Consider the following 17721-nt stretch of genomic DNA (forward strand, 5'->3'; position numbering starts at 1 on the left):
CATTGTCCACACACCGCGACGGCCGACAATGACCCCATGAGGATCTCGGCGCGGGCGGACTACGCGGTGCGAGCGGTGCTGGAGCTGGCCGTACGGCAGGACGAGGGTGCGGTGAAGGCGGAGACCGTCGCCGCCGCGCAGGCCATTCCGCACAAGTTCCTGGAGGGCATCCTCGGCGATCTGCGGCGCGGCGGGATCGTGGACTCCCGGCGCGGCGGCAACGGCGGCTACCGGCTGGCGCGGCCCGCCGACGCGATCACGGTCGCGGATGTCGTCCGGGCCGTCGACGGGCCCATCGTGTCGGTGCGCGGCGAACGCCCGACCGGCCTCGCCTACACCGGCCCCGCCGAACCGCTGCTGCCACTGTGGGTCGCGCTGCGCGCCAATGTCCGCAAGGTGCTGGAGGGGGTGACCTTCGCCGATCTCGCGGCAGGGGAGCTGCCCGAGCCGGTGCGGGGGCTCGCGGCGGAACCGGCGGCCTGGGAGAACCCGTAAAGCCTGTAGGCGCCGACAGGGCGGCAAATTTCCAAACTTTCCAGTCTTTCAGGGCCGTTTAGTGTGCTCCATCGGAGCGCTCGTAAACCACCGTGAAGGATTAAGTTCAGGGTTGGTCGTTGACGCGCACCACTCTCCCGATACCTTGACCTCTGCATGTGCATGTAACAGGTGGGGCCAAGGTGAAGGGTTGTGCGTACGGGGATGAGATCGCTGAGATCGCGTCGAGGGTGGGGCATCGGGGCCGTAGTGGCCGCCGGAGTGTCCGGGGTTCTGATCGTGCAGGGCGTGAGCGGCGGCGGTGCGGACAGCGCGGCCGACGACGGCAAGCCGGCCTCCGGGCCGATCGCGAGCGAGGAGTACGCGGCGGCGCTGAAGGTCGCCGCCGACGGTGACTCGGCGACCCTGGCCAAGCGGGACACCAAGCCGTTCAGCATGCTCGGCGTCACCTGGTCCGACCCGTCGGCCACCATCGCGGGCAAGGTCGAGGTCCGTACGCGCGACGCGGGCACCGACACCTGGTCGTCCTGGCTGGAGCTGGGCACGGACAGCGGCCCCGGCGACGAGGGCGCGACCCGCGCCGGTACCGAGCCCGTATGGGTCGGCGCGTCCGACGGCGTCGAGGTCCGCGTCGACGGCAAGGCGTCCGCCGAGCTGCCCGAGGGCCTGCGCGTCGACATGATCGACCCCGGCACCGGCGGTTCGGTCTCGGACCTGGAGCCCGCCGCCTACGTGGCTGCGGAGAGCGCGACGCCCGACGCGACGACCACGCCGGAGGTGACGGAATCCGCCTCGCCGACGGCGACGGACTCGGCGTCGGCTTCCGCGTCCGCCTCCGCGAGCGAGTCGACCTCGGCAGCGCCGTCCACCTCCGCCTCGGCTTCCGCGTCCCCGAGTGCCTCGGCGTCCGCGTCGGCCTCGGCCACGCCGTCCGCCTCGACGAGCACCGGCACGACCGCCCCCACGTCCACCGCCGCCAAGCCGCCGATCACCTCACGGGCGGGCTGGGGCGCCGACGAGTCGCTGAGCCCGGAATCCCCGGACTACCTGGCCAACGGGATCAAGGCGGTGGCCGTCCATCACAGCGCCGGGACCAACGACTACACGTGCGCCGAGTCGGCGTCGATCATCCGTGGCATCTACACGTACCACGTGAAGACGAACGGCTGGAAGGACATCGGCTACAACTTCCTGGTCGACAAGTGCGGCACCATCTTCGAGGGCCGCAAGGGCGGGGTCGACAAGGCGGTGCTGGGTGCGCACACCTACGGCTTCAACACCCAGACCACCGGTGTCTCCGTCCTCGGCGACTACAGCAAGGTCGTCCCGCCGACCGCCGTACTGACCTCGGTGGCCCGCGTCGCCGCCTGGAAGCTCGGCCAGTACGGGGTCAACCCGACCGGCACGACCACGCTCACCGCGGGCGCCGCCGGCACCAGCGAGTACAACACCAGGACGTGGGAGACGGGCGACAAGCTCAGCTTCCCGACCATCTTCGGCCACGGCGACAGCTACGCCACCGAGTGCCCGGGGACCAACCTCCACGCCGCGCTGCCCACCATCCGCGCCTACGCGGCGGGCCCGGTCTCCGGTCTCGCGCTCAAGTCGGTGACGGGAGCGGGTACTTCGGGTACGCGGACGTACACCAAGTCGGCCATAACGGTTGGCTGGTCGGCGACCACGCCCGCCGCGCTGATCAGCAAGTACGAGGTGCTGGTCGACGGCAAGACCGCCGCCACCAAGGCCGGTTCGGTGACCTCGGCGAGCGTGAACCTGGCGCTCGGCACGCACACCGTGTCCGTCCGGGCCACGCACATCTCCGGCAAGACGACGACCACCGCCGCCGCGACCGTCGTCGCCGAGACGACCGCGCCGGCCTTCACCACCGCGCCGAACCTCGCCCTGCGCACCGGCACGGTGAGCACGACGGCCGTCCCGGTCACCCTGAAGTGGAAGGCCACGGACACCGCCGCCCTGAAGGAGGTACGCCTGACGGCCCCGGTCGCCAAGACGTACGGCCCGACGGTCACCAGCGCCGCCCTGACCTCCAAGTCCGGCTCGGCCACGACCTGGTCGATGACCGCGTACGACCAGGCGGGCAACACCAAGGCCGCCTCGGTCGCCGGTACGCCGGTGATCCTCCAGGAGACCTCGGCGACCCGTACCGGCACCTGGACGACGAAGTCGTCGACCAGCTACCTGGGCGGCAAGTCGTACTCAAGCTCCGCGAAGAACGCCTCGCTGACCTGGACGTTCACCGGCCGCTCGGCCGCCCTCGCGGTGTCGCGGGCCTCGACGTCCGGCCAGGTCAACGTCTTCGTGGACGGCGTCAAGGCCGCGACGGTCGACCTGAAGTCGTCGACGACGAAGTACCGCGACGCGATCTGGACGAAGAGCTGGAGCGCGAGCGCCAAGCACACCGTCAAGATCGTGGTGGTCGGCACGACCGGCCGCCCGGCGGTCACGACGGACGGTCTGGTCTACCTGAAGTGATCTGAAACGACCTACGCGAGCAACCTGAGTACCGTCCTCGATACGGTGCTCAGGTTGCTTTCGTTTGCGGGGCGGCCGGATCAGGCGCTGTCGACACCCACGGTGAGGGTGGCCTTGTAGCCGTCGGAGACGCTGGAGCCGAGTGCGGTCAGCGTCAGCAGACCGGAGGCGGCGCCACCGTCGTCGTAGATGCTGTCGTTGGAGAGGGTGGTCTCCGAGGTGGTGTTCGCCGAGTACGGGGAGGTCGCCTGGATCTCCGCGTTGATGTCCTCGTCGAAGAACAGCTGCCCGGTGTGGATGACCTCGCCGCCGGTGTACGAGGTGTCGGTGAGCGTGACGTCGGTGTGCACCCGCATGTGGACGTGGGTGCAGCGGGAGACGTAGTGGCCGGGCCAGATCGAGATCATGCTGGCCTCGCCGTTGGCGTCGGTGAGCACCCCGCCGCGCAGGAACGTGCCGTTGTCCTCCTCGGTGTGGCCGTTGCCGCCGACGAAGCCGGAGTACTCGCCGAGGTGGTCGCAGTGCCAGATCTCGACGAGGGCGCCCTCCAGCGGGGCGCAGTCGTTGGCGACGTCGACGACGGTGAAGGTGTACTGGACCTCGAAGCCTTCCTTGTCCTCGCGGATGTCCTCACGGACGAGGGCGCCGTCGAGGGAGTACGGGCCTTCGGTGACCTCGGCGTTGAGGACGCAGACGCTGCTCGTGGCGGACGAGGAGCTGTCCTCGGTGGTGGTCGTGGCGGTCTCGGACTCCGTCGCCGTGGTGGTCGGGCTGGCGGAGGCGAAGCCGGCCACCGCGAGTCCGCCGACGACCGCGGCGGTGCCGCCGCCGATCAGGACGCGGCGCCGCTGGACGGTCTTGCTGAGCCGGTGTTTGCCCGCGGGAGCGGTGGTGTCGGAGGAGGCCTCGGGGGCGCTGTTCTGGGGGTTCGTGTTCTCTGTCATGTTCCGGAAACTTAGGCGCGCACCTGAGGATTACCTTAAATCGGGGCTATGAATGCCCTGGGGACCTACCTCTCAACTCCGTTGGTTTGGGGCAGAGTTGGGGCACACTCCGCGTGGCGCGGCGATGGCTGCGGGTTACATCGACGGATGGAACAGGCCGCGTGTGAACGGGGGATTGGCCGGGGATCGACCTGGCTGGTGTCCGTCGTGACACCTATGCTGCGACCGCCCCGCCTTCACAGACTCTTCACTGCTCAATCACAGGTCAGGTCGGGCGTGTGTCTGTATTTGGCATGCGCATGACCACATGAAGGCTGTGTGCGTGATTCTCACCCCCCACCGCAAACAGCACGACGAAAGGGAGAAACATGGCTGCTGGCCTGCTCGTGGGCGGCGCGATAGCCGCTCTGCTCGCCGCCGCGGTACCCGCACAGGGTGCCGGGTCGTCCTTCGAGGACCCGCCCCCGGACAAGATCGTCATCAAGGTCGCCACGGTGAACGGCTCCGGCTGTCCCGCGGGTACGGCCGCGGTGGCCGTCTCCGGCGACAACACCGCGTTCACCGTCACCTACAGCGACTACCTCGCCCAGGCCGGCGGCAACTCCGACCCGACGGCGTTCCGCAAGAACTGCCAGCTCAACCTGCTGGTGCATGTCCCGGCGGGCTTCACGTACGCCATCGCGAGCGTCGACTACCGCGGCTTCGCGGCTCTCCAGCGCGGTGCGAGCGGCGTCCAGCGGGCCTCGTACTACTTCCAGGGCTCGCCGAGCACGGCGTTCCGCACCCACTCGTACAACGGCCCGTACAACGACAACTGGCAGGCCACCGACACCACCGACTGGGCCCAACTGGTCTGGGCGCCCTGTGGAGTTCAGCGTAACTTCAACATCAACACGGAGCTGCGGGTGACCGCCGGCACGTCGACAGGCACCAGCTTCATGGCGATGGACTCGACGGACGGCGAGATCGACACGATCTACCACCTGGCGTGGCAGCAGTGCCCGGCGAAGTGAGGGTCTGAGCACCAGGCGGGGTGTGGACACCACGGCCGTGTCCACACCCCGCTGTCGTGACTTGTTACGCCGATACCGCCGGCGTCAGCTGCTTTCGACGCCCACGGTCAGCGTCCCCGCGTACCCCGCCGAGGTCGAACTCCCCAGCGCGGTAAGGGTGAGGAGGCCGGAGGCGGCGCCTCCCTCGTCGTAGATCGAGTCCTGGGCGAGGGTGGTGCGGGTGACCGTGTTGGCCGCGTAGGTCGAGAGCGCCGCCACCCTGGTCGTGATCGTCTCGTCGAAGAACAGCTGGCCGGTGTGGAGTTCCTGGCCGCCCGTGAACGAGCCGTCGGACGTGAGCGTGACGTTCGTGTGCACCTTGAGGTGGATGTGGACGCAGCGGCCCCGGTACCAACCCGGGTAGACGCTGGTGATGTTGGCGACGCCGCTGGAGTTCGTCAGCACCCCGCCGCGCAGGAAGGTGCCGTTGTCCGGTTCGCTGTGGCCGTTGTTGCCGACGAAGCCGGAATACTCGCCGAGGGCGTCGCAGTGCCAGATCTCCACGAGCGCGTTGGAGAGGGGCGCGCAGGTGTCGTCGTCGACGACGGTGAGGGTGAGCTTGAGCGGGATGCCGGTCTTGTCCTCGTGGATGTCGGCGCGGACGTACTGGCCGTCGAGGTAGTAGGGGCCTTCGGTCATCTCCTTCGTGAGGGTGCAGACGGCCGCGGCGGCGACCGGAACGGCGGTGTCCGCGGTGGGGGTGGACGTTTCGGGCGCGGCGGCGGCCACGGCCAGGGTGGCGGCGGTGGCACCGGTCGCGATCAGCACGGTGCGGCGCCTGATCGCAGTGGGGGGAGTTTCCGAAATCTCTGTCATGAACACGGCAAGCTAATGGTGGTTGCTGTCGATGAGCTGTCGGAGAGCTGGGGATTCGGCAAAGTGACGAGGCGTCAAGTCTCTTGTGAGACAAGGGGGTTCTGGTGGGTTCCGGTGGGGCCCGGTGATGCTTACCCCTGGTACGGCAGCGGGCGGCCCATGAACGCGTCCAGGAGGACTCGGCCGCCCAACGGCCGGTCCAACCGCACGGTCATCTTCTCGCCGCGCAGTTCCATGGTGCAGATCTTGCCCGTCGTGTTGCCCCCGAGGATCGTCGCCGACAGCACCACGCTGCCGTCCGTCTCCAGGACGTCCACGGCGGGGCCGTCGTCGCAGGACCCGTGGTACGCCACGACGGTGACGGAACGGCCGTCCTCGGACACCTCGATGAGTTGGCCCATCTCCTGAAGTCCGTCACTCGTCGACCGGCCGCCCGCGGCCTTCCCGATCGGGGGCTTCGGCAGCTTCGACGGTTCGAAGGCGATCCGCTTGAGCGGCTCGTCGTACCCCTTCAGCGTGAAGAACCAGGCCGGCACGGTCGCCGGGCCACGGCTCGTCACGATCGACATCTCACCCAACTTCGCGCCGGTGACGGTGAGTTGAGGGTCCGTGGGGCTGTCGACGCGGTCCAGGGCGGTGTACGCCTCCCGTGCGTTCAGCAGGGGCAGGGTGAGTGATTCCCCGCCTTCCCACTTCACCTGCCCCTTCTCGGGCGTGGTGGCGGGGAGTTCGCCGCGCAGCAGGTAGTTCTCCAGCATGTGGGCGATCTTGTCGTCGTCGCTGTGGAAGCCGACGCCGGGCAGCGGTTCCGTGTCGCCCATGGGATAGAAACCCTCGCGCCACGCCTTGGCGGCCTCGGAACCGTCCCAGGCGTCGGCGACCTGCTGGGCGCGGCTCGGGTCGCCCTTCGGGGCGGAGGGCTTCGAGCCGTTGCCGCTCTCCACGTTCTCGCTGCCACAGGCGGCCGTGGACAGGGCGAGGGTGAGGGCGAGCAGGAGTTGGGCGCTGGTACGGGTGGTGTGCGTACGCATGGGTCCCCCCGGGGCTGATGCTGTCGTGACTGTGACGCATTGGACCCGGTTTGCGTTCGGTTCTCGCGTGCGTTTCTATGCTTTTCGGATGGCCACCTGGGCGGAGTGCACGGGCTCGGTGCCGGTGGCGGGGGCTGGTGGAGGAGTCCCGCAACGCCACGTTCGAGACCTGGCTGAACTCCGGCCCGCCCAGCCCCTGCCACCCGGCCCACTGCTCGTCGTCGAGACGAACGCGCACGCGGTACCAGTAGGGCTTCGCCATCAGGCCTTGACGGCGTACGCGACGAAGTCGGCCCAGGGGGTGGGGGAGAGGGCGAGTTGGGGGCCGGCCTTGTCCTTGGAGTCGCGTATGTGGACGGTACCGGGGCAGGTGGCGACCTCGACGCAGTCGTCGCCGGAGCCGCTGCTGTACGTGGACTTGCGCCAGGAGAGGGCGACTTCGACGCAGTCGCCGGAACCGCTGCTGCTGTAGCTCGACTTGAACCAGGCCAGTTCACCGGTGCTCATAGTTCCCCTCGCATCCGCTCCAACAGGCTCACGGAGTCTTCGAGCGTGAGAGCCTGTGCACGCATCCTGGCATATCGCTGCTGGAGCACGCTGATCACTTTGGCATCGGAGATGAGCTGGCCGGACTCCGGGGCTTCGGTGTAGGCGTACCACTTGTTCTCCGGAGTTTCGAGAAGCTGCAAGGGGCCGTGCAGTCCGGCGTGCGACCTGCGCAGCAGGGGCATGACTTGGATCTCCACGTTCCGCCACTGCGCGATCCGCAGTACGTGATCGATGAGGTCCCGGGTGACGTCCTCGCCGCCCGTGCAACGACGGAAGAGGTGTTCCTCCAGGATGAAGCCGAAGGCGGTGTTCGGACGCTCCCGGAGCAACTCCTGACGCTTGGCGCGTGCGATCCAGTGGGCCTCGATCTGCTCGTCGGTCAGCGGCGGCAACTCGTCGGCGAACAACTGCCGTGCGTACGCCTCCGTTTGCAACAAGCCCGGGAGCATGCGGCACTCGTAGGTGTAGAGGGAGATCGCCTTGGCCTCCAGCAGAGCCCACCGCCGGAACCACGCAGCCAACCCTGGCTGCCGGTTCAGATGCTCCGCTGCCTTCCTCAAGGCCCCCGTATTGCCCAGGGCCACGTCCGCCCGGTCCACGAACACCAGATCCGGCATCCTCCTCCCCAACTCCACGGAGGCCACCGTATGTTCGGAGAACTGCACCGCCCGTGCCAGTTCCCTCCTGCTCATCCCCATGTGTTCGCGCAGCGCCTGCACCACCGCCCCGAACGTCCGCAGACTGTCCGAGGACTCCGGCTCGCCGCCCGTCATCCCCTGCGTGCCCTCAGCCATCGTCGGCCACCTCTCGCGCACTCGCCCCGCTGCACACACCCGATCCGCCCATGGTCACGCCTGGTGATGAGTACTGTCCAGCGCGTAACCGCGTACGCTGCCCCGGCGTACACGGCTCCGACCTGGTGAAGTGCCGCTCCCGCCCGGCACATTGGGCTCATGAGCGCACCTTCAGCCCCTCAACACCCGGTTACCGTACGTATGTTCAGGCAGCGGCTAAGTGCCACTCCGCGCGGCGCACGTCTCGCCCGACGCCTCGCCGTGGGCCAGCTGAACGCCTGGCGCATCCCGTACGGCTCGGACGTCTCCGAGGCCGTCGCGATGATCGTCGCCGAGCTGGCCGCGAACGCGGTGACCCACGGACGCGTCCCCGGCCGGGACTTCGAGCTACGGCTCGGCCTCATGACGGGCAGCGTCCGCGTCGAGGTCACCGACAGCCGCAGCGGGCCACGTCCACCGGGCCCGATGGACGTACAGGCTCCGTCGCCACTGGCGGAGTCGGGGCGCGGACTGCTCGTCGTGGACGCGGTGGCGGACCGGTGGGAGGTGCTCGACCGGGAGCCGCCCGGGAAGACGGTACGGGCCGAGGTGGACGTACCGGGGCGGCTGCCGCGGGTGAGGCAGATGTAGGGGTGGATCGTCCTTGTCGGCGAGGGGAGGATGGTGATCCGTCGGGGACAGGGGGGTAGAGCGACATGGGGACTCTGGTCGAATTTCTCTTGATCGGGATCGTCGCGTGCGGAACGGCGGCGGTGGTCCGTTCGACGACCCGTAGACGCGCAGGCAGACGCAGCAGCGCACTGGCCGAGTCGAGCGCGGGCAAGCTCCCGTGCCGGGTGTCCTGGCAGGCCGGTACCGGGAGGAAGGGCTTCGTGTACGGCAAGGTGGTGGCCGGTGCCGGCACCGATGGTGAGTTGGCCTTCTCGCGGCGGTGGAAGGACTCGGTGGAGCTGCCTCGAAGCGAGTGGATTCACCGGGAGGAGAGCTGGCGGGCGGGGCTGGTCAACCTGCGCTACACCGCTCCCGGCCGGGGCGAAGTCCGCATCCTGCTCAGCGAACGGGACGCCGACACCCTTGAGTTGCTGCTGCGCGGCGGACGCTGATGCCCGGAGCCGGTGAGGCGAAGGCCGTACGCATGGCCGTGGCTGACGCCGTCAAGCGCCGCTTGCGCCAGGAGTTCTTCGACGCCATGGCCTCCGGCGAACTGGACTTCGGCGAAATCATCGAGACCACCGGCCCGCGCAACGCCGACGGCTCCCTCAGGCGCACCGGTGGTCAGGCCACCTGACGCAGGACCGCTGCCGCTGCCGCTGCCGCTGCCGCTGGACGCGCCGACGCCCAGGCTCGGGATCCGTCCGGCCTGGGCGTGGGTGCACAGGGTGGGTCAGGACTGGAGCGTGGGCAGGACCGCCTTGGCCGCCGCCCAGCTCGTACCCGCCGCTGCTATGGCCTTCAGGCCGTTGACGTCGATCGGTGGGCCGGCCGGGGCCGGTGAGACGCGCCTGGCGTCCCAGCCGTAGTTGCCGTTGTACGCGGTGCAGGTGACCTGTTCCTCGACGATGGGACGGACCGGGCCCGGCTCCCTGACCGTCACGGTCACGCACACCGGGTCCAGCTTGGCCACGATCGTGTTGTGGGTGTTGACCAGGGTGCCCTTCAGCCCGGCGGTCTCGAAGCCGGCGCGCGCCCGGGCGACCAGCGAGATCGGGCCCACCGCGTTGACGGCGAAGCCGAGTTGGTCCGCCGCCGCCTTGTCGGTGACGGCGCTGAGGAGACTCTCGATCCGGGTCACGCAGCCCGTGGTGTCACGGGCGAACGCCTGAAGCGTGTCCGTCGTGAAGCGCGTGATGTCGGCGAAGTCGATGACGGCCTGCCGGGCACAGGCCCGTGCGTCCGCCGTGGCGACCTGGTCGATGTGCGAGAGGATCTCCGACTTCGCCGAGTCGATCGCGCTGAGGATCTGCTGGGTCGCCTGCTCCAACGTCAGGGCCTGACTCGCGGCGTACGCCTGGTAGGCCGCGTACGCGGCCTTCACCACAGCGACGTAGTCGATGGCCCGTACGGATACGGATGACTGCACGTGTTCCGCACGGGCCGGCGCGGCCTGTGCGGCCTGTGTGCCCAAGGGGATCATGGCCGTGGCGGTGAGTATCACGGCCGCCGTTCTGGTCGCCCAAAGCGATCTCATCGTGCTCCCTCGTGAAAAGTCGCGGATTCCGCCCGTCGCGAGTACGACCCTTCCAGCGACCGGGGAGCGTCGTCTTCGTGGCATCGGGTGAAACGACTCGCCGCCGACGCCGCCCTTTCACCCGATGCCACAAGGCGAACGGGAGGAGGGCCGGCCCCGGCTTCAGGTTTCCCTCAGCTTTGCCCCCCACCGTGGCCCCATGTCAGCACACCGCCCCCGCACCCCCGAAACCGAGCGCAGCCGCCGCTGGTTCATGAACAAGGCGCTGCTCACCGGCGGAGTCGCCGCCCTCGCGACCATGACCGGCTGCTCCTCCGGATCCTCCGACGCGGCGAGTTCGAGTGCCTCGGGCTCCTCCTCGTACGGCGGTCCCCCGAACGGCATGCCCTCCGGCGGGCCCGGCGGCAGCGGTGCCCCCGGGGGCGGCGGCGGGATGGGGCCCGGGGCCAGTGAGATCAAGTACGCCGACTTCACCGGTCTCACCACCGACGGGAAGATCGTCGACGACCTCTACTCGATCCACTCCACCGACGTCTCGACAGACTCCGTCGTCAAGGCCGCGCAGGCCTTCCTCGACGGGCTCTCCAGCGCCGAGCGGAAGTCCTGCGTCTTCGATGTGGACGACGACGAGTGGCTGAAGTGGAGCAACGTCGACGGGTACGAGCGCCAGGGCGTCCGGATGGGTGACATCACGGAGAAGCAGCGCAATCTCGGGTACGCGCTCCTCGGCGTCGCGCTGTCCGCCGACGGGCTCACCCAGACCCGCAACATCATGAAGCTCAACGCGTTCCTCGGCGACTACAGCGGCGGCGGCCGGGAGACCCTCACCGAAGGCGCCTACTTCTTCACCTTCATGGGGACCCCTTCGACCACCAAGCCCTGGGGTTTCCAGTACGAGGGTCATCACGTCGCCATCAACTACTTCGTCCTCGGTGACCAGGTCGTCATGACCCCGACCTTCATGGGCTCCGAGCCGACCTCGGCCACCTACAAGGGCGAGAAGATCACCACGTTCAAGAAGGAGACCGCCGCCGGTCTGGCGGCGCTGCGCGCGCTCACCGACGCCCAGCGCAAGAAGGTCATCTCCTCCGAGACCAAGGCCGGCGACAACCTGAAGGCCGGTGCCGGTCAGGACAACCTCAAGCTCGCCTACCAGGGCCTGGCCGCCGCCGAGTTCAGCGACACCGCGCGCGCCAAGCTGCTCGACCTGGTGCGCGTCTACGTCGGCAACATGGCCGACGCGCACGCGGAGGTACGGATGTCCGAGGTGGAGGAGCACCTCGACGACACGTACTTCTACTGGATCGGCGAGACCAAGGACTCCTCCGCCTTCTACTACCGCGTACACAGTCCCGTCGTCCTGATCGAGTACGACGCCCAGTCGCCCCTCGGCTACGGCAACAAGTCCTCCAGCGGAGGCACGGGCGGCGGCATGGGCGGGCCCGGCGGTACACCCACCCAGCAGCACATCCACACCATCATCCGGACGCCCAACGGCGGCGACTACGGCGTGGATCTGCTCAAGCTGCATCTGGAGAACGACCACTGACGGATCGTCAGTGCGGAAACCGAAGGGCCGTCACCCGGGCATGGGTGACGGCCCTTCGGCGAACCGATCGGGTCGGGTCAGCTCACCTGGCCCATGCCCGCCGCGTTAGGCCAGCTCTGGGCTGCGGGCCAGCCCGTCGCGGGGGCGGGGGCCAGGCCCGGTCCTGTCGTGCCGCGGACCTGGGCGGCCGTGAGGCCGTTGCGGGCCGGGACGCCGGACGGGGTGGGCTGCTGCTGGCCCATCGGCATCTGGGGCTGCTGCATCTGCATCTGCGGCTGGGGGACCGGCTGAGGCTGCTGCTGCATGGGCATCTGCATCTGCATGCCCGCGCCGCCGTAGCTCTGCGCACCGCCGTAGCTCTGCGCGGACATCGCGGCCGGCATCTGCTGCATGGCGGCGGGCATCGGCATGGCCGGTGCGGGGGACGGCATGCCGGAACCGAGGGCCTGAGCGGCAAGGCCGGGCATACCGCCCCCGTTGGTGGCACCGACGAGTCGGTCCACCGCCGCCGTACCCGAGCTGTAGTTGGTCCCTGTACCCAGCTCGGGCACGGCGGCTCCCCTCCGGCTCCCGTAGAGCACCTGTTCCAGGCCGGACACCAGGCGACGCACGTCCGTCTGGGGGCGCACCACGAGACGCACGAAGCGGCTGGAGGAGCCGATCTTGTTGCCGCACTCGCGGATCAGGATGCGGTGCTCGGTGAGCATCCGGTCCCGGACCACGGTGCCCTCGGCGCCGACGGGCAGGCGCACGAAGAGGAAGTTGCCCTGCGACGGGTAGACCGTCAGGCCGGGCAGGGACGACAGCTGGCTCGCCATGTCGAGGCGGTCACGGCGTACCTGCTGGAGGCTCTGCATGTACTCCTGGCCGTGCTCCTTGAGCATGAACACCACGTACTCGGCGAAGGCGTTGAGGTTCCACTTCGGCAGCATCGAACGGACGCGGCCCGCGAGCGACGGGTTGGCGACCATGTAGCCGAAGCGGATGCCGTGCAGACCGAAGTTCTTGCCGAGGCTGCGCAGGACGATCACGTTGGGGCGGATCATCGCCTCCTGCACGACGCTCGGCTCGGCCTCCGCGTCGGCGAACTCCAGGAACGACTCGTCGATGATGACGAGGTCGAGGTCGGCCATCGCGTCCATGAACTGCACGAGCGCGTGCTTGTGCAGGAAGCCGCCGTCGGGGTTGTTCGGGTTGCAGATGACGGCGACCCGGGTGCCCCGCGCCCGGATGAACTCGGCGTACTGGGCGAGGTCCAGGTTGAAGCCGCTGGACTCCTGGAGCGGGAACATGTCGACCCGCTTGCCGGTCTCCATGGGCTGGTCGGTCCAGCGGCCGAAGGTGGGGACGGGGACGGCGAGGGACTCACGGACCAGCAAGTGGTCGATCCAGGTGATCAGTTCGGTCGAGCCGTTGCCCATCGCGACTGCCTGCGGGGGCAGTTGGAGCAGATTGCACAGCTCGGCCGTGATCGTGTCGGCGCTGCTCGGGTAGTACGTGATGATGTCGCGCAGCCGCGCCGACATGGTGTCCATCATGGCCGGGGTGGGGAAGTACGGGTTGCACGGAATGCAGAAGTCGACCGGACCGGTCCCGTCGCTCTCTCGCGCCAGCGCAGCCATCGAGGGGCTGTGGGCCGCCGTGCTGCGAAAGAGCGAGGTGACGTTGTCGGCCATGGAACCTCCGTATGTGGCGAACCCGTTGGGGAGGACGGGCCCTCCGACTCTTGGGTGGCCCGCGCGGGGGAGCGCGGGCCAGCCTTAGATACGGATGCCTGTGGGGCGCTGTTCAACGGCTGTGGTTTCGATGGGAAATTGTGAAGCACCTGTGAAACCGATCATCACTCTTACCGTTGGTAACGTTTGCTGTAGCCATGGGGGATGGCGATTACGCGCCGAATGAGTGGATCGTCGTCGTGCGATAAATCCGGTCGGGGCGCAGCACGGTGGAGGGGAAATCCGGCCGGTTCGGGGAGTCCGGGTAGTGCTGCGTCTCCAGGCACAGCGCGTCGCCCTGACGGTGGATCGTGCCGCCGCTGCCGACGAGGGTGCCGTCGAGGAAGTTGCCCGAGTAGAACTGGAGCCCCGGCTCGGTGGTCGCGATGCTCAACGTGCGCCCGGACACCGGGTCCTTGAGCGTGGCGACGCGCTCCGGCTCCGCCGTGACGCCCTTGTCGAGCACCCAGTTGTGGTCGAACCCCTTGGCGTACAGCAGTTGTTGGTGGGCGGCGCGCAGATCCGCGCCGACCGTCTTGGGTGTACGGAAGTCGAAGGGGGTGCCCGCGACCTCGGCCGGCTCACCGGCGGGGATCAGACCGGCGTCGACGGGGGTGTAGCGGGCGCCGGCGATCTCCAGCTCGTGGCCGAGAACCGAGCCGCCGCTCTCGCCGGCCAGGTTCCAGTAGACATGGCTGGTGAGATTGACGACGGTCGCCTTGTCGGTGCTCGCCTCGTAGTCGATCCGCCAGTCGCCGTTCTCGGTGAGGGTGTAGGTGACCGTCGTCGTGAGGGTGCCGGGAAAGCCCATCTCGCCGTCGGCGCTGGTGAGTTGGAGCCGCAGACCGACGTCCGTGCCCTGCTCGAAGGGCTCGATGTCCCACACCCGCTTGTCGAAGCCCTCGGCCCCGCCGTGCAGGCTGTTCTCGCCGTCGTTGACCGACAGTTGGTGCGTCGTGCCGTCCAGCGTGAACCGGCCACCGCCGATCCGGTTGCCGTACCGGCCGATCAGCGCGCCGAAGTACGGGCTGGCGGCGACGTACTCCTCGATGCTGTCGAAGCCCAGGGAGACATTGGCGTACCGGCCCTCCCGGTCCGGAATCTCCAGGGACTGCACGATCCCGCCGTACGACAGGACCTTCAGCCGGGTGCCGCCGTTCTCCAGCGACCAGCGGTGGATCTCCGTCCCGTCGGCGAGTTTGCCGAAGAGTTCCCTCATGGTGTTCCTGCCTCCCCACATGCGGAGGGGCCTCGCGGACGGACTGCCCGCGAGGCCCCGGCGAACTACCTGTCTACGAACCGACCTTGCGCTTGTTCCACACGTCGAACCCGACCGCCGCCAGCAGGGCCAGGCCCTTGATGACCTGCTGCCAGTCGGAGCCGACGCTGAGGAGGTTCATGCCGTTGTTCAGCACGCCGAGGACGAGACCGCCGATGATCGCGCCGAGGATGGTGCCGACACCGCCGCTCATGGACGCGCCACCGATGAACGCCGAGGCGATCGCCTCGAGTTCGTAGTTGAGGCCCGCCTTCGGAGAGGCCGCGTTGAGACGGGCGGCGATGGCCATACCGGCCAGGGCCGCGAGCGCGCCCATGTTCAGGAAGACCAGGAAGGTGACCTTCTTGTCCCGGACGCCGGACAGCTTCGCCGCCGGAAGGTTGCCGCCGATCGCGTAGATGTGGCGGCCGAAGACGGCGTTGCGCATGACGTAGCCGTAGCCGACCACCAGGACACCGAGGATCAGGAGGATGATCGGCGCGCCCTTGTAGCTGGCGAGCAGCATCGTGACGACGAGGATCGCGGCGACGATGGAGACGAGCTTGAGCAGGAAGATGTTCCTGGGCAGCACCTCCAGCGCGAACTCCTGCTGGCGCTTGCGGTCACGGACCTCCTGGAGGACCGCGAAGACGATCAGCGCGAGGCCCAGCAGCAGCGTGAGGTTGTGGTAGTTGGTCTCCGGACCGGTCTCGGGCAGGAAGCCGTTGCCCATCTTCTGCAGACCGTCCGGGAACGGACCGAGGGTCTGGCCCTCCAGCAGGATCTCCGTCAGCCCGCGGAAGATCAGCATGCCGGCGAGGGTGACGATGAACGACGGTATGCCGCCGTACGCGATGAAGAATCCCTGTACCGCGCCGGCCACCGCGCCCATCAGCAGGCACAGCACCACGGCGACCGGCCACGGCACATCGTGCTGGACCGTCAGTACGGCCGCGAACGCGCCCACGAACGCCGTCAGTGAGCCGACCGACAGGTCGATGTGGCCCGCGATGATCACCAGCATCATGCCGATCGCGAGGATCAGGATGTAGCTGTTCTGCAGGACCAGGTTGGAGACGTTGCGCGGCAGCAGCAGGTCGCCGTCGGTCCAGACCGCGAAGAGGGCGACGATCAGGCCGAGGGCTATCAGCATGCCGTACTGGCGCATGTTGCGGCGCAGGCCGTCCAGCACCAGCTGGAGCAGGCCACCGCCGGTGGCCGAGCCGCCGGACTTCCCGGGCGGCGCCGAGGCCGGGACCTTGTCCGTCACATCCGTGCTCATCGGGTTACCTCTTTGTCCTTCGTCATCTGGCGCATCAGCACTTCCTGCGTGGCCTCGGCCCGCGGGACCTCGCCCGTGAGCCGCCCGGCGGCCATGGTGTAGATGCGGTCGCACATACCGAGCAGTTCGGGCAGCTCGGAGGAGATGAAGACGACCGCCTTGCCCTCGGCGGCCAGCTTGTCGATCACCGTGTAGATCTCGAACTTGGCGCCCACGTCGATCCCGCGCGTCGGCTCGTCCAGGATCAGCACCTCGGGACCCGCGAAGATCCACTTGCTGAGGACGACCTTCTGCTGGTTGCCGCCGGACAGCTTGCCCACCGGCTCGAAGACGGTCGGCGCCTTGATGTTCATGGACTTGCGGAAGCCCTCGGAGACCTGCCGCTCCTCGTGCTCGTCGACGACACCGCGCTTGGAGACCTTGCCCAGGGCACTGAGCGAGATGTTGCGGTTGATGGTGTCGATGAGGTTGAGGCCGTAGTGCTTGCGGTCCTCGGTGACGTACGCGATCCCGTGGCCGACCGCCTCGGGCACGGTCTTCGTACGGATCTCCTTGCCGTCCCGGAGGACCGAGCCGCTCGTGTACCGGCCGTAGGTGCGCCCGAAGACACTCATCGCGAGCTCGGTGCGGCCCGCGCCCATCAGGCCCGCGATGCCGACGATCTCACCGCGCTTGACGTTGATCGACACATCGTCGACCACCTTGCGCTGCTGGTCGATCGGGTGGTGCACGGTCCAGTTGCGGACCTCCAGGGCCGGGGCCGCGCCGACCTCCCCCTCGTACGGGGTGCGCTCGGGGAACCGGTGGTCGAGGTCGCGGCCGACCATTCCGCTGATGATCCGGTCCTCGGTGGTCTCCGCCGCCTTCACGTCGAGGGTCTCGATGGACCGCCCGTCGCGCAGGATGGTCACCGAGTCGGCGACCTTGCGGATCTCGTTGAGCTTGTGGGAGATGATGATCGAGGTGATGCCCTGGTTCTTCAACTCCAGGATGAGATCGAGGAGTTTGCCGCTGTCCTCGTCGTTCAGCGCCGCGGTCGGCTCGTCGAGGATGAGCAGTTTCACCTTCTTCGACAGCGCCTTCGCGATCTCCACGAGCTGCTGCTTGCCCACGCCGATGTCGGTGACGCGGGTCTCCGGGTGGTCGTCGAGGCCGACCCGGCGCAGCAGTTGGGACGCGTGCCGCAGGGTCTCGTTCCAGTTGATGAAACCGCGCGTGGCGTGCTCGTTGCCGAGGAAGATGTTCTCCGCGATGGAGAGATACGGCACCAGGGCCAGTTCCTGGTGGATGATCACGATGCCGTGCTGCTCACTGGCCCTGATGTCCTTGAAGGTGGAGATCTCTCCCTCGAAGAGGATGTCCCCCTCGTAACTCCCGTGCGGGTGGACGCCGGAGAGGACCTTCATCAAGGTCGACTTGCCGGCGCCGTTCTCCCCGCAGATGGCATGGACCTCGCCCTGACGGACCGTCAGTGTGACGTCCGACAGCGCCTTGACGCCAGGAAAGGTCTTGATGATCGAGCGCATTTCCAGGACGGGTCCCGCCATGGTCGTGC

Annotated in this window: 17 protein-coding genes; 7 read left to right on the forward strand and 10 right to left on the reverse strand. The window is 68.3% G+C overall.

Annotated features, from left to right (window positions below):
• The first annotated feature begins 36 nt into the window (after nt 1–36).
• Nucleotides 37–495, forward strand: coding sequence for an Rrf2 family transcriptional regulator (locus tag ACFYXF_RS20050; protein WP_235479401.1), 459 nt, complete (start codon nt 37–39; stop codon nt 493–495).
• A 204-nt stretch (nt 496–699) separates the two neighbouring features.
• Entirely contained in the window at nt 700–2988 is a 2289-nt protein-coding gene (locus ACFYXF_RS20055; RefSeq protein ID WP_389350937.1) for a peptidoglycan recognition protein, read from the forward strand.
• A gap of 80 nt (nt 2989–3068) precedes the next feature.
• Here the strand turns inward: ACFYXF_RS20055 and ACFYXF_RS20060 are convergent, their stop codons facing one another.
• Complete coding sequence (locus ACFYXF_RS20060; RefSeq protein ID WP_389350938.1) at nt 3069–3932, reverse strand: intradiol ring-cleavage dioxygenase; 864 nt, start codon at nt 3930–3932, stop codon at nt 3069–3071.
• Nucleotides 3933–4300: 368 nt separating this feature from the next.
• Here ACFYXF_RS20060 and ACFYXF_RS20065 point away from each other — a divergent pair, with 368 nt between their 5' ends.
• Nucleotides 4301–4945 carry a DUF4360 domain-containing protein gene (locus tag ACFYXF_RS20065; protein WP_389350939.1) on the forward strand — a complete coding sequence of 215 codons (645 nt, stop codon included), beginning with the start codon at nt 4301–4303 and terminating at the stop codon, nt 4943–4945.
• A gap of 84 nt (nt 4946–5029) precedes the next feature.
• On the opposite strand, the gene ACFYXF_RS20070 is transcribed toward ACFYXF_RS20065, so the two are convergent.
• The 4 genes from ACFYXF_RS20070 to ACFYXF_RS20085 form a co-directional block, all read right to left on the reverse strand.
• Nucleotides 5030–5800, reverse strand: coding sequence for an intradiol ring-cleavage dioxygenase (locus ACFYXF_RS20070; RefSeq protein ID WP_389350940.1), 771 nt, complete (start codon nt 5798–5800; stop codon nt 5030–5032).
• A gap of 131 nt (nt 5801–5931) precedes the next feature.
• The gene (locus ACFYXF_RS20075; protein ID WP_389350941.1) at nt 5932–6831 is read right to left on the reverse strand and encodes a hypothetical protein; all 900 of its coding nucleotides are present in this window, start codon (nt 6829–6831) and stop codon (nt 5932–5934) included.
• A 261-nt stretch (nt 6832–7092) separates the two neighbouring features.
• Nucleotides 7093–7338, reverse strand: coding sequence for a DUF397 domain-containing protein (locus ACFYXF_RS20080; RefSeq protein ID WP_389350942.1), 246 nt, complete (start codon nt 7336–7338; stop codon nt 7093–7095).
• Nucleotides 7335–8174: a Scr1 family TA system antitoxin-like transcriptional regulator gene (locus ACFYXF_RS20085; protein ID WP_389350943.1), complete on the reverse strand. Its 840-nt coding sequence runs from the start codon at nt 8172–8174 to the stop codon at nt 7335–7337. Before ACFYXF_RS20085 ends, ACFYXF_RS20080 begins: the two co-directional genes overlap by 4 nt.
• A gap of 159 nt (nt 8175–8333) precedes the next feature.
• Between ACFYXF_RS20085 and ACFYXF_RS20090 the strand changes: the two genes are divergently transcribed.
• The 3 genes from ACFYXF_RS20090 (at nt 8334) to ACFYXF_RS20100 (ending at nt 9462) form a co-directional block, all read left to right on the forward strand.
• A complete protein-coding gene (locus ACFYXF_RS20090; protein ID WP_389350944.1) occupies nt 8334–8804 on the forward strand; it encodes an ATP-binding protein in 471 nt (156 codons plus the stop codon).
• Nucleotides 8805–8869: 65 nt separating this feature from the next.
• Nucleotides 8870–9277 (forward strand): hypothetical protein, encoded by a 408-nt coding sequence (locus ACFYXF_RS20095; protein ID WP_389350945.1) that lies wholly within the window; start codon nt 8870–8872, stop codon nt 9275–9277.
• Nucleotides 9277–9462: a type II toxin-antitoxin system VapB family antitoxin gene (locus ACFYXF_RS20100; protein WP_389350946.1), complete on the forward strand. Its 186-nt coding sequence runs from the start codon at nt 9277–9279 to the stop codon at nt 9460–9462. Before ACFYXF_RS20095 ends, ACFYXF_RS20100 begins: the two co-directional genes overlap by 1 nt.
• Before the next feature lie 96 nt (nt 9463–9558).
• Here ACFYXF_RS20100 and ACFYXF_RS20105 read toward each other — a convergent pair whose 3' ends face one another.
• Nucleotides 9559–10362: a hypothetical protein gene (locus tag ACFYXF_RS20105; RefSeq protein WP_389350947.1), complete on the reverse strand. Its 804-nt coding sequence runs from the start codon at nt 10360–10362 to the stop codon at nt 9559–9561.
• Nucleotides 10363–10561: 199 nt separating this feature from the next.
• On the opposite strand from ACFYXF_RS20105, the gene ACFYXF_RS20110 reads away from it, so the two are divergent.
• A complete protein-coding gene (locus ACFYXF_RS20110) occupies nt 10562–11911 on the forward strand; it encodes a DUF3500 domain-containing protein (protein WP_389350948.1) in 1350 nt (449 codons plus the stop codon).
• Between the two features lie 77 nt (nt 11912–11988).
• Here the strand turns inward: ACFYXF_RS20110 and ACFYXF_RS20115 are convergent, their stop codons facing one another.
• From ACFYXF_RS20115 to mmsA, 4 genes are all read right to left on the reverse strand, one after another.
• The gene (locus tag ACFYXF_RS20115) at nt 11989–13587 is read right to left on the reverse strand and encodes a pyridoxal phosphate-dependent aminotransferase (protein ID WP_389350949.1); all 1599 of its coding nucleotides are present in this window, start codon (nt 13585–13587) and stop codon (nt 11989–11991) included.
• Between the two features lie 211 nt (nt 13588–13798).
• A complete protein-coding gene (locus ACFYXF_RS20120; RefSeq protein WP_389350950.1) occupies nt 13799–14866 on the reverse strand; it encodes an aldose epimerase family protein in 1068 nt (355 codons plus the stop codon).
• A 52-nt stretch (nt 14867–14918) separates the two neighbouring features.
• Complete coding sequence (gene mmsB / locus ACFYXF_RS20125) at nt 14919–16166, reverse strand: multiple monosaccharide ABC transporter permease (RefSeq protein ID WP_389350951.1); 1248 nt, start codon at nt 16164–16166, stop codon at nt 14919–14921.
• Nucleotides 16163–17713 carry a multiple monosaccharide ABC transporter ATP-binding protein gene (gene mmsA, locus ACFYXF_RS20130; protein ID WP_389350952.1) on the reverse strand — a complete coding sequence of 517 codons (1551 nt, stop codon included), beginning with the start codon at nt 17711–17713 and terminating at the stop codon, nt 16163–16165. Before mmsA ends, mmsB begins: the two co-directional genes overlap by 4 nt.
• Between the last annotated feature and the right edge of the window lie 8 nt (nt 17714–17721).

The organism is Streptomyces sp. NPDC002680 (genome assembly GCF_042889145.1).
In the GTDB taxonomy this organism is placed as follows: Bacteria; Actinomycetota; Actinomycetes; order Streptomycetales; family Streptomycetaceae; genus Streptomyces; species Streptomyces adonidis.